The organism is Luteimonas rhizosphaerae, assembly GCF_002849595.1.
Classification (GTDB): domain Bacteria; phylum Pseudomonadota; class Gammaproteobacteria; order Xanthomonadales; family Xanthomonadaceae; genus Luteimonas; species Luteimonas cellulosilyticus.
Genome location: NZ_NRQR01000005.1, coordinates 80,383 through 101,349 on the forward strand (window position 1 = coordinate 80,383; position 20,967 = coordinate 101,349).

Below are 20,967 nucleotides of genomic sequence, written 5' to 3' on the forward strand. Positions count from 1 at the left end.
CGCGTCGCGTGCTCAGTCGTCGATCAGCTCGCCGCCGGCGAGGAAGTTCCAGGTGCGCGTCACGTGCAGCACGTCGACGTTCTCGCCGGTCGCCGGCAGCGGCGGGTAGGGCTCGGCGAGGCGGGCGATGCGCAGCGCCGCGTCGTCGAGCAGGCGCGTGCCGCTGCTGCGGATGATGTCGGCGCGCTCGACCGAGCCGTCGCGGCGGATCGCCACGCTGATCACCAGCTCGCCGGCCAGCTGGCGGCGGCGGGCCTCGTCGGGATAGTTGAGGTTGCCGACGCGCTCGACCCGGTCCACCCAGCTGCGCAGATAGGTGGCGTAGGCGTATTCCTGCGTGCTGGCGGACACGAACTTGCGCTTGGGCCGGCGTGCGTAGCGCTCGGATTGCAGATGGATCTCGGCGGCCAGCCGCGCCATCGCCAGATCGCGTTCGATCTTCTCCGGCCCCGGCGGCAGCGTCGAGGCGTCGGTCGGGACCGTGGGATCCGGCGCAGGCATTGCGGTCTCGCCGCGGCGGCTGGCGACGACGCGGTCCTGCGGCGGCGGCTGGGCGGTCGGCGACTGGGCGCGCAGTTCCATCGGCGCGACGCCGGTCTCGGCCTGCGGCAGCTGGCCGATCTGGGCTTCGCGCGGACGGTTGGCGCGGTCGTGTTCGCCGCCGCCCTGGTTGCTGGCCTGGGCGAGGAAATCGGCCTGGGCCTGGGTCAGCGGGCTGGTGGTCTCGGTCAGGATCACGTCGAGCGTCGGCATCACCGGCGCCGCGTCCTCGACCGCGAAGCCAACGCCCAGCACCAGCATGCCGTGGACCAGCAGCGACAGCACGATCGTCGCGGACAGCCGCGCGTTGTCGTCGATCTGCGGGGGCGCGGGAACGCTCACGCGTGGACACCGGGCCGGTCACGGCGCGGCGCGGCGGCACACGGGATCGACCGGGCGTGCGCGCGGGCGTCCCGGACCGGGCCGCGTCCGCAGACGTCCGCACCCGTGCGCACAGCGGCCTGGCCGATCACCGGCATGCGCGCCCGCCCGTGTCCATCCCTGGCCGAACCCGCCTCAACGCCCGCCTTCGATCGCGTCGAAGAGGGTGCCGGCGATGTTGAGGCCGAACTCGGCGTCGAGTTCGCGGATGCAGGTCGGGCTGGTGACGTTGACCTCGGTCAGCCAGTCGCCGATGACGTCCAGGCCCACGAACCGCATGCCGCGGGCGGCCAGCGACGGCCCGACCTCGGCGGCGATCCAGCGGTCGCGCACGCTGAGCGGCCGGCCTTCGCCGCGGCCGCCGGCGGCAAGGTTGCCGCGGAACTCGTCGCCCTGCGGAATCCGCGCCAGGCAATAGTCGACCGGGACGCCGTCGATCAGCAGGATGCGCTTGTCGCCGTCGACGATCTCGGGCAGATAGCGCTGCGCCATCGCCAGGTGGCGGCCCTGGGTGAGCGTCTCGAGGATCACGTTGAGGTTCGCCTCGCCGGCCTTGGCGCGGAAGATCGAGCGGCCGCCCATGCCGTCGAGCGGCTTGAGCACCGCCTCGCCGTGTTCGGCGACGAAGGCCTTGAGCAGCGCCGGATCGCGGCTGACGAGGGTCGGCGGGCAGCACTGCGGGAAGGCGAGCGCGGCCAGCTTCTCGTTCATGTCGCGCAGGCCCTGCGGATCGTTGACGATCGTCGCGCCCTGGCGCTGCGCGTAGCCGAGGATCTGGGTGTCGTGGATGAAGTCCGCGTCGACCGGCGGATCCTTGCGCATCAGCACCACGTCGTCGCGGCCGAAGGTGCGCACGGCCGCCGCGCCGAGGGTGAACCAGTCCGCGGGATCCTCGCGCACGGCCAGCGGGGCCACCGTCGCGACCGCTTCGCCGCCGGCCATCGCCAGCGCGCCGGGCACCACGTAATGCAGGCGATGCCCGCGGCGCTGCGCCTCGAGCAGCATCGCGAACGTCGAGTCCTTGGCGATCTTGATCGACGCGATCGGGTCCATCACCACCACGACATCGAGCGTCATGCGAACGGCCATCGGTAAAGAGGTGGCCGATCTTATCAGCAGCGCCGCGCCCGCTGGCCGGCCGCGATTCCGTGGTCTCGCGCACAAAGCGCACGAACAACTTGACACTCCGATGGTCGACTGGGATATAACACCGGCTTGCAGCGACGCCGGGGTCAGGCGCGTCGCGCCAGGGGAGAAACATGACGGCAGAACAGAACGCTACCTCGGGCAGCCTGGAAGGGCTGCGCGTGATGGTGATCGACGACTCGAAAACCATCCGCCGCACCGCCGAGACGCTGCTCAAGCGCGAGGGGGCGGAAGTGGTGACGGCGGTCGACGGATTCGAGGCGCTGGCCAAGATCGCCGACCAGCGTCCGCAGATCATCTTCGTCGACATCATGATGCCGCGGCTGGACGGGTATCAGACCTGCGCGCTGATCAAGAACAACCAGGTGTTCCGCAACACGCCGGTGATCATGCTGTCGTCGAAGGACGGGCTCTTCGACAAGGCGCGCGGCCGCATCGTCGGCTCCGAGCAGTACGTCACCAAACCTTTCACGCGCGAGGAACTCCTCGACGCGATCCGCACGCACGTCAACGCCTGAGCGAGGGAGCCCGCATGGCACGCATCCTGCTGATCGAGGATTCGCCGACCGATACCGCCGTGCTCACCCAGTGGCTGGAGCGCGCCGGGCATGAAGTCATGGCATCGACCAGCGCCGAGGACGGCATCGCCGCGTGCAAGCGCGAGCGGCCCGACCTGGTGCTGATGGACGTCGTCCTGCCCGGCATGAGTGGCTTCCAGGCCACCCGCGCGCTGGCCAAGGACGCCGAAACCGGTGGCATCCCCGTGGTCATCATCAGCACCAAGGGCATGGAGACCGACCGCATGTGGGGCATGCGACAGGGCGCCAAGGGCTACATCGTCAAGCCGCCGCGCGAGGACGCGCTGATCGCGCAGATCAACGAGGTGCTCGGCGGGTGAGCGGCGCGTCCGACACCGAGGGCCAGCCGGGCGGCGCGTTCGGCATCCTGGCCGGGTTCGAGCGCCGCAGCCTCGCGCATCTGGTCGGCCTGCCCGAGCAGCTCGACGCGCCGGGCCTGTGGCGCGGCGTCGGTTACCGCATCGGTCGTCGCCGGCTCGCGTCGGCGTTCGACGAAGTGCTCGAAATCCTGCCGATTCCGCCGATCACGCCGGTGCCCGGCGCGCAGTCGTGGATGCTCGGCGTGGCCAACGTCCGCGGCAGCCTGCTGCCGATCGTCGACCTCAAGCAGTTCCTCGAAGGCGAGCGCACCGTGCTGCAGGAAAGCCAGCGCGTGCTGATCGTGCGCCAGCCAGGCGGCGACGTCGCGGTGACGATCGACGAACTGTTCGGCCAGCGCAGCTTCCTCGAGGAAGACGAAGTCTCGGCCGAGCGCATTTCCGACGGGCGCTACGCGCACTTCATCGACCGCGCCTACCAGAACGCCGATGCGACCTGGGGCGTTTTCAGCCTGGACCGGCTCGGCCGGACCCCGGAATTCCGACAAGCCGCGGCCTGACGCCGCACTCCCGAATCGCGCCACAGCAGGATCGAGACCAGCATGAGCACAGCCGTAGACACCCTCGCAGGCAGGACACGCAGCCTGGGCACCAACTTCTGGGTGGTGGTCCTGATCGTCGCCGGCATCGTGCTGGTCCTCAACACGGGCTACGGCACGTGGAAGGCCTCCGAACTCGGCGGCGCCAGCACGGCGGCCTCGAACCTGCGCGTGGACTCGCAGCGCCTCGCCAACCAGGGCACCGAAGCGGTTCGCGGCAACACCGCGGCGTTCGAGTCCTTCAAGGCGACGCGCGCGCAGATCGACAGCGACATCCAGCAGCTCAACAGCCGCTTCGGCAGCACCACGGGCGTCGCCGGTCCGATCCAGAAAGTGACCGAGACCTGGGAGCCGATGTCGGCCAGCGCCGGGCGCCTCGCCGACAGCGAAGCCGCGGTGCTCGCGTTCGCCGGCCACGCCGAGCGCTTCAGCCAGGGCGTGCCGCAGCTGCAGGCGCTGCTCGACGAACTGGTGCGCGCGATGTCGAGCAGCGGTTCGCCGTCGTCGCAGGTCTACATGGCGCTGCGCCAGGTCGTGGTCGCCGGCGACATGGCGCGCCGCGTCACCGAAGTGCAGGCCGGCGGCCCGGGCGCGGTGATCGCAGGCCAGGGCCTGCGTCGCAACGCGGAAGATTTCCAGCAGGTCATGACCGGCCTGCGCGAAGGCGACCCGGCGCGCGAGCTGCAGGCGCTGACCAACGGCAACGCGCTCGCCGCACTGACCCAGGCCGATGCGACCTGGGCGACGATGCGCGAGGAACTCGAGTCGATCCTGTCCAGCTCCGAGCAGCTGTTCCAGGCGCAGACCGCGGCCGCGGCGCTGACCACCGGTTCCGATCAGCTGCTGACCGACAGCGAATCGCTGTTCAACGCGTTCACCGCCTTCGGTTCGCTGAAGGACACCAGCCTGCTGGGCAACATCTGGATCAGCATCGTCGCCGGCGTCATCGCCCTGGTCGCGATCGCGGGCCTGCTGATCTCGTTGAACCGCGCGCAGCGCGAGCGGTACGAGACCACGATGGAGCTCAACAACCGCAACCAGGAGGCGATCATGCGCCTGCTGGACGAAATGGGATCGCTCGCCGAAGGCGACCTGACGGTCAAGGCGACGGTCACCGAAGACATGACCGGCGCGATCGCCGACTCGATCAACTTCGCGATCGAGCAGCTGCGCACCCTGGTGCAGACCATCAACGACACCTCGGTGCAGGTCGCCTCCAGCGCGCAGGAAACCCAGGCCACCGCGATGCACCTCGCCGAAGCCGCCGAGCACCAGGCGCACGAGATCAACGCCGCCTCCGACCGGATCAACGAGATCGCGGTCAGCATCGACCAGGTCTCCAAGAATTCCGCCGAGTCGGCCGACGTGGCGCAGCGCTCGGTGCGCATCGCGACCAAGGGTGCGGGCGTGGTGCGCGAAACGATCGCCGGCATGGACTCGATCCGCGACCAGATCCAGGAAACCTCGAAGCGCATCAAGCGCCTGGGCGAGAGCTCGCAGGAGATCGGCTCGATCGTCGAACTGATCAACGACATCTCCGAGCAGACCAACATCCTGGCGCTGAACGCCGCGATCCAGGCGGCCTCCGCCGGTGAAGCCGGCCGCGGCTTCGCGGTCGTCGCCGACGAAGTGCAGCGCCTCGCGGAACGCGCGACCAACGCGACACGCCGTATCGAAACGCTGGTCCAGACGATCCAGTCCGACACCAACGAAGCCGTGACCTCGATGGAGCAGACGACGTCCGAGGTGGTCGCCGGTGCGCGCCTGGCCGAGGACGCCGGCACCGCGCTGGGCGAGATCGAAAGCGTGTCGACCAACCTCGCCGACCTCATCCAGGGCATCTCGTCCGCCGCGCACCAGCAGTCGTCGGCCGCGACCAACATTACCGAGGCGATGCACACGATCCAGTCGATCACCGCGCAGACCTCGCAGGGCGCCAACCAGACCGCCGCATCGATCGGCAACCTGGCGCAGATGGCGGCCGACCTGCGTCGATCGGTCGCCGACTTCAAGCTGCCGGCCTGAGCCTCGGAACGGACCATCGCATGATCGTGAGTTCCGCCGGCGTCACCGTGTCCCGCGTTTCTCCTCCGGGAGTCGCCGCATGACCGGTCTGCGCGATGCCATCGACCACACGATGCTGGGCTGGATCAAGCCCGAGCTCGACGAAGTGCTGCGCCAGGCGCGGCTCGAACTCGAGGGCTTCGTCGACGATCCCGCCGACAGCAGCCGCATGCGGCTGTGCGCGGGCTATCTGCATCAGGCGCAGGGCACCCTGCGCATGGTCGAGCTGTATGCGCCGGCGATGGTGGTCGAGGAGATGGAGCGGCTGTCGGACGCGCTGCGCGACGACACCACCCGCGATCGCGACACCGCTTCGGCCGCGCTGCTGCGCGGCATGCTGCTGCTGCCCGATTACCTAGAGCGCCTGCAGGGCGGCCACCGCGACATTCCGATCGTGCTGCTGCCGCTGCTCAACGACCTGCGCGCCGCGCGCGGCGAGGCCGGGCTGAGCGAAAGCATCCTGTTCGCCCCCGATCTCGCGCGCGAGGTGCCTGCCGCGGACGTGCCGGTCGCATCGCACGAAGCGGGCGTCGCACTGCGCCAGCTCCGCATCGCCATGGATGCCTGGCCGAGCGCCGGCAACATCGCGCCGGCCGATGCCAATGCCCTGGCCGCCGCCCTGCGCACGCTGTCCGCGAGCCAGGCGCCGGATGCCGTGCGCCGCATGGTCTGGGTCGCCACCCACGTCGCCGAAGCGCTGGCCGACGGCGCGCTCGACGACGCCGCGGCGCTGCGACCGGTGTTCGCCAGCGTCGAACGCGAAGCCAAGCAGCAGCTCGATCCCGCCGGCTTCGCGCCGGTGTCGGCCGAGTCGGCCCAGGAGCCGACCCGCCAGTTGCTCTACCACGCGGCGCATGCGCAGGCCGCGCATCCGTCGCTCGATGCGCTGCGGACGACCTTCGAGCTGCAGGCGCAGGTGCCGACCGCCTCCGAGATCGACCACGCGCGCAGCAGCCTCAGCGGCCGCAACCGCGCGCTGCTCGATACGGTGTCCGGTGCGGTCAAGGAAGACCTCCTCCGCGTCAAGGACGCGCTCGACCTGCACCTGCGCACGAATGCCTTCGATGTCGCGGCCCTGCGGCCGCAGATCGACGTGCTCGCCGGTGTCGCCGACACCCTGGGCATGCTCGGCCTGGGCGCCGCGCGCTCGGTCGTGCAGCAGCAGCGCGAGACGATGACCGCGATCGTCGACGGCTCGACACCGGCCAACGAGGACACGCTGCTCGACGTCGCCGGCGCGCTGCTCTACGTCGACGCCAGCCTCGACGACCAGGTCTCGCGTCTCGGCGCGGGCAATGCCGACGACGGTTCCGGCGCCGAGGACGCGCTCGCCGTCGAAGCGCAGCAGACGGTGTCGGTGCTGGTCCGCGAGGCCGTCGCCAATTTCTCCGACGCCCGCCAGTCGCTGGTCGCGTTCGTCGAAACCAGCTGGGACCACAACGAGCTCCAGGAGCTGCCGCGCCTGCTGCAGGAAGTCGGCGGCGCGCTGACGATGCTGGACATGCCGCTCGCGGCCGATTACCTGACCGGCATCCGTCTGTACGCCGAACGCGAACTGATCGGGCGTCGCCGGGTGCCCAATGGACGCCAGCTCGACACCTTCGCCGATGCCCTGGCGAGCCTCGAGTACTACCTCGAATCGCTGCGCGACCAGCGCGGCGAACGCCGCGACATCCTCGACATCGCGCGCGCCAGCCTGGAAGCGCTGGGCTACTGGCCGCTGTCGGTCGCCGCGGCCGCCGCGGCGCCGGACGCCGCGTCCACCGGCAGCCAGGCGAAGGTACCGCCGGTCGATCCCTTCGACATCGATCTGGGCCAGCTGGCACGCGGCGGCGATCCGTTCGCCCCCCCCGCCAGCACCGCGCCCGAAGCGACGCCGGTGACCGGCGCGGCCAGCGCTGCCGCGCCGTCCGCCGCGATCGGGTCCACGTCCGCGCCGGCCACGTCGACGGGTGCGCCGGTCGCTGGCGTCGGCACCGCGGTCGGTGGCTTCGAGCAGACCGGCGACGAGATCGACGACGAGATCCGCGAAGTCTTCCTCGAGGAGTTCGCGGGCGAGATCGAGAATCTCGACCGGATGCTGCCGCCGTGGCGCGCGCAGCCCGACAACCTCGAACTGCTGCGGCCGATCCGTCGCGTGTTCCACACGCTCAAGGGCAGTGGCCGCCTGGTCGGCGCGCGCACGCTCGGCGAGTTCGCCTGGGCGGTCGAAAGCATGCTCAACCGGGTGCTCGACGGCACCCGCGCGGCGAGCCCCGCCGTGGTCGCGATGGTCGACCAGGCGTTCTACACGCTGCCCGAACTGCAGGCGGTACTGCGCGGCGACGCCGTGCTGGGGGCCGATCTCGAGACGATGCAGGCATCCGCGTCGCGGATCGCGGCCGGCGACGACGCGATGCCGGCCACGCCGGGCGCATCCGTCGCTCGGGTCGATATCGACATCGACGACCGCGTCGCCACCGTGCCGGATCCGGTCGACGCCGGCATCGCGACGCCGGTCGCGGAAGCGCCGGTACCTGTCGAAGCGCCGACGGACCTCGGCGCCGACGTCGACACCGTGCCCGCATCGGTCGATGCGCTGCTGCTCGAAATCCTCGACACCGAGGTCAAGGGGCACCTGGAAACCGTCGACGCCTGGCTCGCCAGTGGCGGCGATGCGTCCGCGGTCGACGGCGAGCGCCTGCTGCGCGCCCTGCACACGATGAACGGCGCGTTCGCGATGGCCGAAGTGCCCGCGATCGGGCTGCTGCTGGCGCCCGCCGAGGAATACGTGCGCCGCATGGTCGCTGCCGACGCCACGCCGGCGGCGGACGCGATGGCGACCGTCGGCGACATCGCCGCCCATGTGCGCGACACGCTGGCGCGCCTGCACGGCGACGATCCCCGCATCGCGGTCCTGCCTGCATTGGCGGCGCGGATCGTCGACGCGCGCGATCAGCTGCCGGAAGTGTCGACCGACCGGTTCCTCGCGAGCTTCGACCTGCACGAGCACGACGACGAGGCCGGGCAGGACGACGCGCAGGAAGCCGAACGCATCGAGGCCGAGCGGATCGAAGCCGAGCGTGTCGAAGCCGAGCGGATCGAGGCCGAGCGCATCGAAGCCGAGCGCATCGAAGCCGAGCGTGTCGAAGCCGAGCGGATCGAAGCCGAGCGGATCGAGGCCGAGCGGATCGAAGCCGAGCGGGTCGAGGCCGAGCGGATCGAAGCCGAGCGGGTCGAAGCCGAGCGGATCGAAGCCGAGCGGGTCGAGGCCGAGCGGATCGAAGCCGAGCGGATCGAAGCCGAGCGGGTCGAGGCCGAGCGGATCGAAGCAGAGCGGGTCGAGGCCGAGCGGATCGAAGCAGAGCGGGTCGAGGCCGAGCGGATCGAAGCCGACAGGATAGAAGCCGAACGCATCGAAGCCGAACGCATCGAAGCGGAACGGCTCGAAGCCGAACGCGTCGAGGCTGAGCGGGTCGAGGCTGAGCGGGTCGAGGCTGAGCGTGTCGAAGCGGAACGGCTCGAGGCCGAACGCATTGAGGCCGAACGCGTCGAAGCCGAGCGCGTCGAGGCCGAACGGCTCGATGCCGAGCGGATCGAAGCAGAACGTGTCGAGGCCGAGCGCATCGAAGCCGAGACAACGTCGTCGGACACCGATGGCGTGGCGCAGGCCATGGCGGTGCCCGAGTCGGACGCGGCGGAATCTGCGAATGCCGTCAGTGACGTGCCGGTGCCCGATACCTCGGCCGAAGCGACGGACAGCACTGCCGAACCCGAACAAGACGCCGACATCGCTGCGGCCCGGATCGCGCTGGCCCAGCTGGAATCCGACGTGCTCGCCGGCGAGCGCACGCGGTTCGAGGCCTGGGCGCGCGAAGACGCCCGTCGCGCCCAGCTGGAGCAGGCCGCCATCGCAGGCCTTGCAACCACGGCCGCAGACGGTGCGGCCGAGACGGGCGACGACGTCGACGGGCTCGCCGTCGTGTCCGGTGATCTGGCGAGCGAAGCCGACGATGCGACGTCGCTGCCGGTTGCGGGACGGGACATTGCGGACGTCGTGAACGCGAACGCGACCGAAGCGCTGCAGCCCGAATCCGACAACAACGACGGAGACGCCGACGCCGACGACGGCATGCCGGCAGCGCCGGTCGACGCGTTCGAAAGCGACACCGACAGCATCCGCGCGGAAGCCACGGTGACGCCGCAGCCCGACGACACCGGAACAACCGCCGCCACCAAGACCGTGGACCTCGCGTCCGAGCCCGGCGCCGCGAGCGAAGCCGGAAGCACGGCGCGCGTCGAAGTGGACGAGGCTGCCGACGTGAGCGAGCCGGCACCCCAGCCGGCGCCCGAACCAGAACCCGAACCGCAACCAGAACCCGAGCCCGAACCGCTCCCGGACCTGCAGCTGGCGATCGAGGAAGACCCTGACGCGCCGCTCGATATGGAAGGCCTGGACGCCGAACTCGTCGACATCTTCGTCGAGGAAGGCATCGACCTGCTCGACCACGCCGATGCGTTGCTCGCGCAGCTGCGCGAGGCGCACGACGCGCGCGAGCCCGTCGTCGGCCTGCAGCGCGATCTGCACACGCTCAAGGGCGGCGCGCGCATGGCCGGCCTGATGGAGATCGGCGAGCTCGGCCATGCGATGGAAACGCTGCTCGAGGCGGTCGCCGAACAGCGCACCAACCTCAAGCGCCGCGACATCGCGCTGCTCGAGCGCGGCTTCGACCGCCTGCATGCGATGGTCACGCGTGCCAGCGAGCGCCGTGCGGTCGGCCCGTCGCCGGCCCTGATCGCGGCCTTCAACGGCGACGCGCCGAGCGTCGTCGACGCCGGCGACGGTGCAACGCCGGTCGTCGAGGCCAAGGTCGAGCTGCCTGCATTGTCGGCGCCGCTGCCCGACGCCGGCAGCCTGGACGACGAAGAGGGCGCGCTGCGCGGCTCGCAGGAGCAGGTGCGCATCCGCGCCGATCTCCTCGACCGCCTGGTGACCTACGCCGGCGAAGTCGCGATCTACCGCGCCCGCCTGGAACAGCAGCTCGGCGCGTTCCGCGGCGCGATGACCGAAATGGCGCAGACCAATACGCGTCTGCGCGACCAGCTGCGGCGTCTCGACATCGAGACCGAAGCCCAGATCATCGCGCGCTACCAGCGCGAGGGCGAGACGACCGACGCGACCTTCGACCCGCTCGAGCTCGACCGCTTCTCGACGCTGCAGCAGCTGTCGCGTGCGCTCGGCGAGTCGGCCGCGGACATGACCAGCCTGCAGATGACGCTGGATGACCTGACCCGACAATACGAAACGCTGCTGCTGCAGCAGTCGCGGGTCAGCTCCGATCTGCAGGAAGGCCTCATGCGCACGCGCATGGTGCCCTTCGACGGCCTGGTGCCGCGCCTGCGGCGCGTGGTCCGCCAGGCCGCGCAGGAAACCGGCAAGCAGGTCCAGCTGCGGCTCGACGGCACCCAGGGCGAACTCGATCGCAACGTGCTCGAGCGCATGACCTCGCCGCTGGAGCACATGCTGCGCAACGCGGTCGCCCACGGCCTGGAATCGCCGGCCGGACGTCGCGACGCGGGCAAGGCGGCAGAGGGCGTGGTCTACATCGCCGTGCGTCGCGAAGGCTCGGAAGTCGTGCTCGAAGTCGGCGACGATGGCGCCGGTCTCGACCGCGCCGCGATCCGTCGCCGCGCCGAAGAACGCGGTCTGCTGCGCGCCGACGCGGTGCTGGGCGACAGCGATCTCGACGCGCTGATCCTCGAGCCGGGCTTCTCGACGGCAGCCGAAGTCAGCCGTCTGGCCGGGCGCGGCGTCGGCATGGACGTCGTCGCCAGCGAGGTCCGCCAGCTCGGCGGCAGCTTCGACATCCATTCGCGCGACGGCGCCGGCACCCGCTTCACCCTGCGCCTGCCGCAGACCCTCGCGGTCACGCAGTCGGCGTTCGTGCGCATCGGCGAGACCAGCTTCGCGGTGCCGATCGCGTCGGTCCGCGGCGTCGGTCGTATCGCCCGCGAGGCGATGGGTCCGGACGCGGTCTACCGCTACGGCGGCGAGGACTACCAGCTGCACGACCTGGGCCGACTGGTCGGCCAGGCGCCGGCGCGCGCCGAGAACCAGCTGCAGGTGCCGGTGCTGCTGATCCGCGCGGGCGACCTGCGCGCGGCGGTGGCGGTCGACGAGATCATCGGCAACCGCGAGATCGTGGTGAAGCCGGTCGGTCCGCAGGTCGCGTCGATCCCCGGCATCTTCGGCGCCACGATCATGGGCGACGGCCGCGTCGTCGTGATCCTCGACGTGGCACCGCTCGTGCGCCGGCAGATCGTGCTGGCCGCCGAAGCCGGCCCCGACGCCCCGGTGCACGAGGCGCCGGTGGTCGAACAACGCCCGGTGCCGCTGGTCATGGTGGTCGACGATTCGGTCACGATGCGCAAGGTCACCGGCCGCGTGCTGGAGCGCCACAACTTCGAGGTCATCTCCGCGCGCGACGGCATCGACGCGCTCGAGCGCATGGAAGAACGCGTGCCCGATCTGATGCTGCTCGACATCGAGATGCCGCGCATGGACGGCTACGAGCTGGCGACCCAGATGAAGGCCGATCCGCGACTGCGCGACGTGACGATCATGATGATCACCTCGCGGACCGGCGAGAAACATCGCCAGCGTGCGTTCGAGATCGGCGTCGACCGCTATCTCGGCAAGCCGTACCAGGAAAACGACCTGTTGCGCCACGTCTACGAACTGCTCGGGATGACCCGCGACGATGAATGACGAGCGCATCCGTACCGCGGTCCTCGCCCGGGAAGGCGAGGCCCGCGATCGCATCGTCGAAGGTCTCGGCGGCGCCGGGGCGGATGTCGTCGGCGTCGTCGATCCGGCGATCGCCGAGCCGCACCATCTGCAGGCGCTCGATCCGGGCGCGATCGTCGTCGCGCTGGAACCGGCGATCGAAGACGCGCTGGAACGCTATGCGGGCGTGCTGTCCGATCCGGCGATCATCGTGATCTTCGAAGAAGCCGCCGTCGTTCTCGATCGCACCGGTTGGGACGCCGCACGCTGGGTCCGCCATCTGGCGGCGAAGCTGCGGCGCGACATCGACGTGCTGCCGCCCAGCCTGCAGGCGACCGACGACGACGCCGGCGACTCGGACGACATGGCCAGCGCGTCGGGCGTGGAGGACGGCACGGACGCCGGGCCCGCGGCCGAAGGCCTGACGCTCGACCTCGACCTCGACCTCGAAGACGACGCGATCACACTTGCCGCGACCGGCGGCGACGGTGCGACGGCCGGTTACGCATTCGACCCGGTCTCGTTCGAGCACGACGACAGTGGTGTCGCGCCGACGATCGAGCTCGACCCCGAGCTCGGCGCCGGCCTGCACCTGGTCGAAGCGTCCGACGACGACGCCATGCCGGGCGTGCTGGAACTGCGCGACGACGACGCGCCTGCACGCGACACCGGAGACGTGCCGACGACCTGGTCGCTCGACCTGGTGACCGACGACCTGGCGCTGATCGAGGTCAGTGCCGACGACGGTCCGGTTCCGGCGGCCGAGGTCCTTCCGGCTGCGACGCTGGACGACGACCTCGCGAATCCCGCGTCCGGCCTGTCCTTCGACACCGGGGCGGAGGCCGGGCCGATCGACGAGAGCGCCGATGCCGACGCGCTGCCGTCGTTCGCTTCGGTCGAGCCGTCGTCGGAGGCCGCGGACGAGGTGGCGCCGAACGCCGCGGTGCATCGCGATCTCGACGCGTTGGAAGCGCGCATCTCCGGGCTGCAGCTGGCCGATACCGACAGCTACGGAACGGGTCCGGTGCGTGGCGCCGTCCTCATCGAAGGTGGGCTCGGCGGCCCCGACGCGGTGCGGCAGTTGCTGGCCGCGATTCCCGAAGGATTCCCGCGCCCGATCCTGGTGCGCCTGCAACTCGACGGCGGTCGTTACGATCGCCTGGTGCGGCAGATGGAGCGCGTGACCGTGTTGCCGGTGGTGCTGGCCGAAGCGGGCAGCGAGATCACCGACGGCGAGATCCATTTCGTCACTCCCGACCTCGGTATCGTCCGCAGCGGCGGCCGCCTGCGTTTCGCCGAGACCGGCGACGGCCCGTCGCTGCCCGACGTGCTGCCGGCGGACGACAGCGCGGTGCTGTTCCTCAGCGGCGCGGATGCCGCGCTCGTCGATGCCGCAATGGCGCCCGCGTGGCACGGCGCGCTGGTCGCCGGACAGGCGCCCGAAGGCTGTTACGACCCGCTGGCCGCCGATACCGCGATCGCACGCGGCAGTGCATCCGGCACGCCCGTCGAGCTGGCCGGCATCCTCGTCGCGCGCTGGATGCCGGCGCACGCCCCCTCGTCGAGTCCCGGAGGACTGTCGCTGTGAGTGCCACGATCGAAGACATCCGCGGCGCGCTGATCCGGATCCAGGGCGGGCAGCTGCTGTTGCCCAACGCCACGATTTCCGAAGTGCTGTCCTATTCCGCCCCCGAGCCCGTGGCTGATGCGCCGGACTGGCTGCTCGGCCGCCTGCGCTGGCGCGGGTGGCGGCTGCCGCTCGTCGCGTTCTCGCCGCTGTCGGCGCAGGGCACGGAGACGGCCGGCCTCGGCAGCAAGATCGTCGTGCTCAAGGCGCTCGGTGGCGATCCGCGCCTGCCGTTCTTCGCCCTGCTGACGCATGGCTTCCCGCGCCTGGTGACGATCGCCGCCGACGCGCTGCTCGACACCGCCGGCGACGAGAACGACGACGCCACCGCCTTGCCGTTCGGCGTGCGTGCCCGGGTGCGTCTCAACGACGAGGACGCGCTGATCCCCGACATCGACGCGATCGAAGCCGCCGTGCGCGACGCCCTGGCCCACTGATCGCGGGTGGCCGTGGCCGCGGGTGCCGCCGCGCCACGACCGGGAAACGAGCGAGGGGCCGGCCTCAGCCGCCCAGATCCCCGAACCGCATCTGCAGCGCCGCGATCGCCGCCATGCCGGCGGTTTCGGTGCGCAGGATGCGCGGCCCGAGCCGCAATCCGTCGAAGCCCGCGGCGATCAACGCAGCCCGGTCGTTCGCGGACCAGCCACCTTCCGGGCCGATGGCGAGCACGATGCCGCCTGACGGCGCCGCCATCGTCGCGCTACCCGATACCGCATCGGGATCGAGCAGCCAGCGTGAGGCATCGGCAGGCAGATCGGCGAGCGCAGCCGCGAGCGAACGCGGCGGCGCGACATCCGGAATCCTCGAGCGCCAGCTCTGTTCGCAGGCCGCGACCACGACACTGCGCCAGTGCGCATGCCGCTTGCCGGCGCGCTCGGCATCGAGCTTCACTTCGCTGCGATCGCTCGATACCGGCACGAATGCGGCGACGCCGAGTTCGGTCGCCTTTTGCAGGATCCAGTCCATCTTGTCGCCGCGGGCGATGCCCTGTACCAGGGTGATCGACAGCGGCGATTCGAGGTTCACGGTGCGCGACGCGAGAATCTCGGCGCTGGCGCCGCGCTTGCCCACTGCGGTCAGACGCGCGTCGTGATCGACCCCATCGCCGTTGAACAGCACGCAGGCATCGCCTTCGCGCAGGCGCAGCACGCGGACCAGATGCGCGGCCGCGTCTCCGGGCAACTCGACTGTCCCGCCGATGGCCAGCGGACGATCGACGAAGGCGCGGATCACGCGCATGCGGTGCCCGCCTCGATGGCCTCGGCAGTGACCTCGGCCAGCAGCTGCAACTGCGCATCGTCGATGCAGTAGGGCGGCATCCAGTAGAGGATGTCCCCGAGCGGACGCAGCAGCACGCCGCGTTCCACCGCGTGCCGATACGCACGCAGGCCGACGCGCAACGCCGGATCGAACGGGGTGGCCCTGTCGCCATCGCGGGTGAGTTCGAACGCGACGATCATGCCGGTCTGGCGCGTGTCGGCGACATGCCGGTGCGCGCCGATCTGCGCCGCGAGCGTCGCCATCTTCGCGGCCGTGTCGCGGTTGCGGGCGAGCACGTCGTCTTCGCCGAAGATGTCGAGCGAGGCCAGCGCCGCGGCGCAGGCCAGCGGGTTGCCGGTGTAGCTGTGCGAATGCAGGAAGGCGCGTTCGCGCGAGGCGTCGAGGAAGCCGTTGTACAGCGCCTGCGTCGCCAGCACCGTGGACAGCGGCAGGAAGCCGCCGGTCAGGCCTTTCGACAGACACAGCAGGTCCGGTTGCACGCCCGCCTGTTCGAAGGCGAACAGCGTGCCGGTGCGACCGAAGCCGACCGCGATCTCGTCGGCGATCAGGAACACGCCGTGCACGTCGCACAGCTCGCGCACGCGCTTGAGATACACCGGGTCGTGCATGCGCATGCCGCCTGCGCACTGCACCAGCGGTTCGAGGATCAGCGCGCAGATCTCGCCGGCATGCGCGTCGAGCAGATGCGCCAGCGCATCGGCCGCGTCCTCGGCATGGCCGGCGGCGCTTTGACCCGGGCGCGCGGTGTAGGCGTCAGGCGAGGGCGCGAACACCGCCTCGCACAGCAGCGGCGCATAGACGCGGCGGTACAGCGGAATGTCGCCGACCGCGAGCGCGCCGAGCGTCTCGCCGTGATAGCCGTTCTGCAGGGCGACGAACTTGGTCCGCCGCGGTTCGTCGCCGCGGTTCTGGAACCACTGGAACGCCATCTTCAGCGCGACCTCGACGCCGGCCGAGCCGTTGTCGGCGAAGAACACCTTGGTCAGCGGCGGGCGGCCGGGCTCGCGCGGGGCGACGGCGAGCAGGCGCTCGGCGAGTTCGACCGCCGCCGGATGCGTGCAGCCGGCCAGGATTACCTGTTCCAGCGTACGCGCCTGGGTGGCGATGGCCTTGGCGATGCGCGGCTCGGCGTGGCCGTGCAGGTTGGTCCACCAGCTGCTGCCCGAATCGAGGATCTTCCGGCCGCCGGCCTCGATCAGCCACGCGCCGTCGCCGCGCACGATCGGCAGCATCGGCTGGATGTCGGGGTGCTCGCGCATCTGGGTGCAGGGGTGCCAGACCGCTGCGAGGTCGCGGGTCCGCCAGTCGTTGCCGTCGGCTAGAATGGCCGCATCGTGAATCTGTCCAGTCATCCCGCCATTATCGCTCCGCAGTGCGGCCACCGTGCAGACGGGCGCGCGCCCGCATGAGCAAGACGCTGCCGATCATCCACGAGGTGACCGAACACGATGCCGCGCTGTACCGCATGGAGCGCCTCGATCTGGAGTTCTCCAACGGCGAGCGGCGCCTGTACGAGCGCCTGCACGGGCGCGGCCACGGCGCGGTCATCGTCGTGCCGATGCGGGATGCGGAGACGGTGCTGCTGGTACGCGAGTACGCCGCCGGCTTCCATCGCTACGAGCTGGGCCTGGTCAAGGGCCGCATCGATGTCGGCGAAACCCCGCTGGAAGCCGCGGGCCGCGAGCTGAAGGAAGAGATCGGCCACGGCGCGCACCGGCTGGAGGCCCTTCGCTCGATCTCGCTGGCGCCGCAGTACATGAGCCACCAGGCGACGCTGGTGCTGGCCCGCGATCTGTATCCCGAGCGCCTGGCCGGGGACGAGCCCGAAGAGCTCGACGTCGTGCCGTGGAAGCTCGATGCGTTGCACGAGCTGATCCTGCGCGAGGATTTCTCGGAAGGCCGTTCGATCGCCGCGCTGTTCATCGTCCGCGACTGGCTGCGACATCACGGTGGCTGACGCCGCCGGGCCCGTGACCGCCGCGGTGCGCGAAGGTGTTATCGCGCTCGCCCACGCGGCCGCCGATGCGATCCTCGCCGTGTATGCGGAGGCCTTCGATGTCGAGCGCAAGGCCGACGCCAGTCCGGTCACCGCCGCCGATGTCGCGGCGCACCGGGTCATCGAAACCGGCCTGCGCCGGCTGACGCCCGACATCCCCGTGCTGTCCGAGGAATCCACCGTCGTCGTGTCGACCGCGACGCGCCGCGCCTGGCCGCGGATGTGGCTGGTCGATCCGCTCGACGGTACGCGCGAGTTCGTCAAACGCAATGGCGAGTTCACGGTCAACATCGCGTTGATCGAGGATGGGGTCGCAGTGTTCGGCGTGATCCAGGCGCCGGTGACCGGGACGCTGTGGCATGGCGCGCCGGGCCACGGTGCGTTCCGTCGCGATGGCGGTTCCGAAACGGCGATCCGGGTCCGCCGGCGCGCGGATGCGCCCGCGGACGCCTTGCGGGTCGCGGCCAGCCGGTCACACCGCGATCCCAGGACCACCGCATTGCTGGCGCGCATCGGCGATGCCGAGCCGATGCCGCTGGGCTCGTCGCTGAAGTTCTGCCGGCTCGCCGAGGGCGGCCTGGACGTGTATCCGCGTTTCGGCCCGACCAGCGAGTGGGACACCGCGGCCGGCCAGGCGATCCTGGAAGGCGCCGGCGGCGCGGTGCTCGATCCGCAGGGCCGGCCCTTCCGTTACAACCAGCGCGACACGATCCTCAACGGCGATTTCATCGCGCTCGGCGATCCGTCGTTGCCGTGGCGCGACTGGCTCGATCCGCGCGACTGAGCGCCGCGTCGACGTCGCTCGGCGACGCCTTCCGACACACGCGTGCAGGCGCAGACATACCCGGCGCTGGCTAGACTGGTGCACGCCGCGTCCCACGTCAGTCCATAGGGTTTCCCATGTCGCATGCCCCCGGCGATATCCATCGCATCCTCGACATCATGGCGCGCCTGCGCGATCCGCAGGGCGGCTGTCCCTGGGACGTCAAGCAGGATTTCGCGTCCATCGCCGCCTACACGATCGAGGAGGCCTACGAGGTCGCCGACGCGATCGATCGCGACGATCTGCCCGGTCTGTGCGACGAACTCGGCGATCTGCTGCTGCAGGTCGTCTTCCATGCGCAGATGGCGCAGGAGCAGGGCGCGTTCGCGTTCGGCGATGTCGTCGATGCGATCAGCGACAAGATGATCCGCCGGCACCCGCACATCTTCGGCGACGTGTCCGCTGACGACGCCGAGACCGTGCTGCGCAACTGGGAGGCGATCAAGCGCGAGGAACGCGCCGCGGCGGGCGAGACCGATACCTCCGCACTGGCCGGCATCGCGCGCGGCCTGCCGGAGTGGCAGCGCGCAGTGAAATTGCAGCAGCGCGCCGCACGTGTGGGCTTCGACTGGCCGGGTCCGCAGCCGGTGATCGCCAAGCTGCACGAGGAGATCGACGAGGTCCGCGTGGAGTTCGACGCAGTCGCTGCCGACCCCGATGACGCCGCCGCGCAGGACCGGCTGGAAGAAGAGCTCGGCGATCTGCTGTTCGTCGCGGCCAACCTCGCGCGGCATGCGAAGGTCGACGTCGGCGCCGCGATGCGGCGGGCCAACCACAAGTTCGAACGCCGCTTCCGCGCGATGGAAGCGCTGGCCGCCGCCGACGGCACCGCGCTCGCGCAGCAGCCGCTGGACGCGCAGGACGCGTACTGGCGGCGCGCCAAGCAGGCCGAGCGCGACACGTGAAAACGCTGCTGCTGTTCGTGCTCACGGCGGTTGCCGAGATCGTCGGCTGCTATCTGCCGTGGCTGTGGCTGCGCAAGGCGGGCAGTGCCTGGCTGCTGCTGCCCGCCGCGCTCGCGCTGGCGGCGTTCGTCTGGCTGCTGAGCCTGCATCCGAACGCGACGGGGCGGGTCTATGCGGCCTACGGCGGTGTCTACGTGGCCGTCGCCCTGGTCTGGCTGTGGCGCGTGGATGGGCTGGTGCCGACACGCTGGGATCTGCTCGGCGCCGCGTTGTGCCTGTGCGGCATGGCGGTCATCATGTTCGGGCCGCGGCCGGCCTGAACCGGCGCGCGCCGCCGGTTTCCGGAGGACACATGCGCCGCTTCGCCAGCTTCCGCGAGTTCTATCCGTTCTATCTCAGCGAACACGCCCACCCGGTGTCGCGTCGTCTGCATTTCGTCGGCAGTTGCGGCGTGCTGGTGCTGCTCGGCATCGCGGCCTGGCAACGCGAGCCATGGTGGCTGCTGGCGGCGCTGGTCTGCGGTTACGCTTTCGCGTGGGTCGGGCATTTCTTCTTCGAAAAGAACCGCCCGGCGACCTTCCAGCATCCGCTGTATTCGTTCGTCGGCGACTGGGTGATGTTCGGCGACATCCTGCGGGGCCGCATCCGGTTCTGATCGCCGCGACGGCGCGCTATTCGAGGAAGATCAGCCAGGCCGCGACGACGATCAGCGCAAAGCCGGCCCAATGGTTCCATTTCAGCGGCTGGTCCAGGTACCAGGTCGAGAATCCGGCGAACACCAGCAGGGTGATGACCTCCTGCATGCCCTTGAGCTGCGGCGCCGAATAGAACGCCGCGCCGATGCGGTTGGCCGGTACCGCCATCGTGTATTCGAAGAACGCGATGCCCCAGCTGACGACGATCACCATCAGGATCGGCGCGCTGCGGTATTTCAGATGTCCGTACCAGGCGAACGTCATGAAGATGTTCGAGCCGATCAGCAACAGCACGGGCAGGAAGCGTTCGAGATGGGGGGGCATGGCGAGGGTCCTCGTTCGAACGCGCAGGGTAGCGGCGGATAACGATTCCGTCACCGCGGCTGCGCATGGCCTTCACGGTTTCTCCACTGCCCGCGTGCGAAATTCACAAACCTTAATATCACCACTTGGCTTTGGAGTCAGCATGCGCGCAGGGCAGGAACCGGGAGGGCTCGTCCTCATCGTCGAGGACAACCGCAATATCTCGGAAATGGTGGGTGAATACCTCGAAGGGCGCGGTTTCGAGGTCGATTACGCCGCCGATGGCCTCGACGGCTACCGGCTCGCGACCGAGAACAGCTACGACGTGATCGTGCTCGACCTGATGCTGCCGCGCCTGGACGGCATCGAAGTGTGCAAGCGTCTGCGCGAGGATGCGCGCAAGTCGACGCCGGTGCTGATGCTGACCGCGCGCGACACGCTGGACGAGAAACTGACGGGCTTGAGTTCGGGCGCCGACGACTATCTGACCAAGCCGTTCGCGATCCAGGAATTGGAAGCCCGCCTGCGGGCATTGATCCGTCGCGAGCGTCGCCAGGTCGGCTCGGAAGTGCTCAAGGTCGCCGACCTCGTGCTCGATCCGGCCAGCATGCGCGCCACCCGTGGCGGCACAGAGCTGCAGCTGTCGCCGATCGGCATGAAGCTGCTGACGATCCTGATGCGCGAATCGCCGCGCGTCGTGAATCGCCAGGAGATCGAGCGCGAGATCTGGGGCAACAGCCTGCCGGACTCGGACACGCTGCGCAGCCATCTGTACAACCTGCGCAAGATCATCGACAAGCCGTACGACAAGCAGCTGCTGCATACGGTCCAGAGCGCCGGTTACCGGATCGCCGACATCGAACAGTCGCCCGCGTAACCCGCGCGACAAGGGAGTCGACAATCCGATGCCGCAGGGCCTGCCCAACAGGATTCGCGACGCCTTCAC

17 protein-coding genes and 2 pseudogenes are annotated in these 20,967 nt (G+C 70.1%); 14 read left to right on the plus strand and 5 right to left on the minus strand.

Features of this window, described 5'->3' with window-relative positions; translation table 11 throughout:
• Positions 1 to 12: 12 nt before the first annotated feature.
• Positions 13 to 882 (minus strand): energy transducer TonB, encoded by an 870-nt coding sequence (locus tag CJ022_RS02670; protein WP_233198569.1) that lies wholly within the window; start codon positions 880 to 882, stop codon positions 13 to 15.
• Between the two features lie 174 nt (positions 883 to 1,056).
• Positions 1,057 to 1,998, minus strand: a complete 942-nt coding sequence (gene gshB, locus CJ022_RS02675; protein WP_101925154.1) for a glutathione synthase — start codon at positions 1,996 to 1,998, stop codon at positions 1,057 to 1,059.
• Positions 1,999 to 2,180: 182 nt separating this feature from the next.
• Here gshB and pilG point away from each other — a divergent pair, with 182 nt between their 5' ends.
• From pilG to CJ022_RS02710, 8 genes and pseudogenes are all read left to right on the plus strand, one after another.
• Positions 2,181 to 2,585: a twitching motility response regulator PilG gene (gene pilG / locus CJ022_RS02680; RefSeq protein ID WP_101925155.1), complete on the plus strand. Its 405-nt coding sequence runs from the start codon at positions 2,181 to 2,183 to the stop codon at positions 2,583 to 2,585.
• A 14-nt stretch (positions 2,586 to 2,599) separates the two neighbouring features.
• Positions 2,600 to 2,965 carry a response regulator gene (locus CJ022_RS02685; RefSeq protein WP_101925156.1) on the plus strand — a complete coding sequence of 122 codons (366 nt, stop codon included), beginning with the start codon at positions 2,600 to 2,602 and terminating at the stop codon, positions 2,963 to 2,965.
• Positions 2,962 to 3,522 carry a chemotaxis protein CheW gene (locus CJ022_RS02690; RefSeq protein WP_101925157.1) on the plus strand — a complete coding sequence of 187 codons (561 nt, stop codon included), beginning with the start codon at positions 2,962 to 2,964 and terminating at the stop codon, positions 3,520 to 3,522. The genes CJ022_RS02685 and CJ022_RS02690 overlap by 4 nt, the downstream gene beginning before the upstream one ends.
• A 42-nt stretch (positions 3,523 to 3,564) precedes the next feature.
• On the plus strand, positions 3,565 to 5,586 hold the full coding sequence (locus CJ022_RS02695) for a methyl-accepting chemotaxis protein (protein WP_101925158.1): 2,022 nt from the start codon (positions 3,565 to 3,567) through the stop codon (positions 5,584 to 5,586).
• 79 nt (positions 5,587 to 5,665) lie between these two features.
• Positions 5,666 to 10,412 (plus strand): annotated as a pseudogene (locus CJ022_RS02700) (Hpt domain-containing protein); the annotation flags it as partial.
• Positions 10,413 to 10,477: 65 nt separating this feature from the next.
• Positions 10,478 to 12,373, plus strand: a pseudogene (locus tag CJ022_RS17745) (response regulator); the annotation flags it as partial.
• Positions 12,366 to 13,979, plus strand: a complete 1,614-nt coding sequence (locus CJ022_RS02705) for a chemotaxis protein CheB (RefSeq protein WP_101925160.1) — start codon at positions 12,366 to 12,368, stop codon at positions 13,977 to 13,979. The pseudogene CJ022_RS17745 and the gene CJ022_RS02705, both read left to right, overlap by 8 nt.
• A complete protein-coding gene (locus CJ022_RS02710) occupies positions 13,976 to 14,455 on the plus strand; it encodes a chemotaxis protein CheW (RefSeq protein WP_101925161.1) in 480 nt (159 codons plus the stop codon). Before CJ022_RS02705 ends, CJ022_RS02710 begins: the two co-directional genes overlap by 4 nt.
• Before the next feature lie 64 nt (positions 14,456 to 14,519).
• Here CJ022_RS02710 and CJ022_RS02715 read toward each other — a convergent pair whose 3' ends face one another.
• Positions 14,520 to 15,257: a 16S rRNA (uracil(1498)-N(3))-methyltransferase gene (locus CJ022_RS02715; protein ID WP_101925162.1), complete on the minus strand. Its 738-nt coding sequence runs from the start codon at positions 15,255 to 15,257 to the stop codon at positions 14,520 to 14,522.
• Positions 15,248 to 16,651, minus strand: a complete 1,404-nt coding sequence (bioA, locus tag CJ022_RS02720) for an adenosylmethionine--8-amino-7-oxononanoate transaminase (protein ID WP_101925163.1) — start codon at positions 16,649 to 16,651, stop codon at positions 15,248 to 15,250. Before bioA ends, CJ022_RS02715 begins: the two co-directional genes overlap by 10 nt.
• Before the next feature lie 53 nt (positions 16,652 to 16,704).
• Here bioA and nudE point away from each other — a divergent pair, with 53 nt between their 5' ends.
• The 5 genes from nudE to CJ022_RS02745 all read left to right on the plus strand — a co-directional run bounded on the left by nudE (position 16,705) and on the right by CJ022_RS02745 (position 19,678).
• Positions 16,705 to 17,256 (plus strand): ADP compounds hydrolase NudE, encoded by a 552-nt coding sequence (gene nudE, locus CJ022_RS02725; RefSeq protein WP_101925164.1) that lies wholly within the window; start codon positions 16,705 to 16,707, stop codon positions 17,254 to 17,256.
• Positions 17,249 to 18,079 (plus strand): 3'(2'),5'-bisphosphate nucleotidase CysQ, encoded by an 831-nt coding sequence (cysQ, locus tag CJ022_RS02730; protein WP_233198570.1) that lies wholly within the window; start codon positions 17,249 to 17,251, stop codon positions 18,077 to 18,079. The genes nudE and cysQ overlap by 8 nt, the downstream gene beginning before the upstream one ends.
• Positions 18,080 to 18,195: 116 nt before the next feature.
• Positions 18,196 to 19,023, plus strand: coding sequence for a nucleoside triphosphate pyrophosphohydrolase (gene mazG / locus CJ022_RS02735; protein ID WP_101925166.1), 828 nt, complete (start codon positions 18,196 to 18,198; stop codon positions 19,021 to 19,023).
• Entirely contained in the window at positions 19,020 to 19,343 is a 324-nt protein-coding gene (locus CJ022_RS02740) for a YnfA family protein (protein ID WP_101925167.1), read from the plus strand. Before mazG ends, CJ022_RS02740 begins: the two co-directional genes overlap by 4 nt.
• 32 nt (positions 19,344 to 19,375) lie before the next feature.
• Positions 19,376 to 19,678, plus strand: a complete 303-nt coding sequence (locus CJ022_RS02745) for a DUF962 domain-containing protein (RefSeq protein ID WP_101925168.1) — start codon at positions 19,376 to 19,378, stop codon at positions 19,676 to 19,678.
• 16 nt (positions 19,679 to 19,694) lie between these two features.
• Here CJ022_RS02745 and CJ022_RS02750 read toward each other — a convergent pair whose 3' ends face one another.
• Complete coding sequence (locus tag CJ022_RS02750) at positions 19,695 to 20,042, minus strand: DMT family protein (RefSeq protein ID WP_101925169.1); 348 nt, start codon at positions 20,040 to 20,042, stop codon at positions 19,695 to 19,697.
• 142 nt (positions 20,043 to 20,184) lie between these two features.
• On the opposite strand from CJ022_RS02750, the gene CJ022_RS02755 reads away from it, so the two are divergent.
• Positions 20,185 to 20,898, plus strand: coding sequence for a response regulator transcription factor (locus CJ022_RS02755; RefSeq protein WP_047137337.1), 714 nt, complete (start codon positions 20,185 to 20,187; stop codon positions 20,896 to 20,898).
• The last annotated feature ends 69 nt before the right edge of the window (positions 20,899 to 20,967 follow it).

Excerpts from the sequence above, each read along its gene's own strand:
- gshB (WP_101925154.1), bottom strand. The coding sequence starts at position 1,998 with ATGACGCTCGATGTCGTGGTGGTGATGGACCCGATCGCGTCGATCAAG.
- pilG (WP_101925155.1), top strand. The coding sequence starts at position 2,181 with ATGACGGCAGAACAGAACGCTACCTCGGGCAGCCTGGAAGGGCTGCGC.
- CJ022_RS02685 (WP_101925156.1), top strand. The coding sequence starts at position 2,600 with ATGGCACGCATCCTGCTGATCGAGGATTCGCCGACCGATACCGCCGTG.
- CJ022_RS02695 (WP_101925158.1), top strand. The coding sequence starts at position 3,565 with ATGAGCACAGCCGTAGACACCCTCGCAGGCAGGACACGCAGCCTGGGC.
- CJ022_RS02705 (WP_101925160.1), top strand. The coding sequence starts at position 12,366 with ATGAATGACGAGCGCATCCGTACCGCGGTCCTCGCCCGGGAAGGCGAG.
- CJ022_RS02715 (WP_101925162.1), bottom strand. The coding sequence starts at position 15,257 with ATGCGCGTGATCCGCGCCTTCGTCGATCGTCCGCTGGCCATCGGCGGG.
- bioA (WP_101925163.1), bottom strand. The coding sequence starts at position 16,651 with ATGACTGGACAGATTCACGATGCGGCCATTCTAGCCGACGGCAACGAC.
- nudE (WP_101925164.1), top strand. The coding sequence starts at position 16,705 with ATGAGCAAGACGCTGCCGATCATCCACGAGGTGACCGAACACGATGCC.
- mazG (WP_101925166.1), top strand. The coding sequence starts at position 18,196 with ATGTCGCATGCCCCCGGCGATATCCATCGCATCCTCGACATCATGGCG.
- CJ022_RS02745 (WP_101925168.1), top strand. The coding sequence starts at position 19,376 with ATGCGCCGCTTCGCCAGCTTCCGCGAGTTCTATCCGTTCTATCTCAGC.
- CJ022_RS02750 (WP_101925169.1), bottom strand. The coding sequence starts at position 20,042 with ATGCCCCCCCATCTCGAACGCTTCCTGCCCGTGCTGTTGCTGATCGGC.
- CJ022_RS02755 (WP_047137337.1), top strand. The coding sequence starts at position 20,185 with ATGCGCGCAGGGCAGGAACCGGGAGGGCTCGTCCTCATCGTCGAGGAC.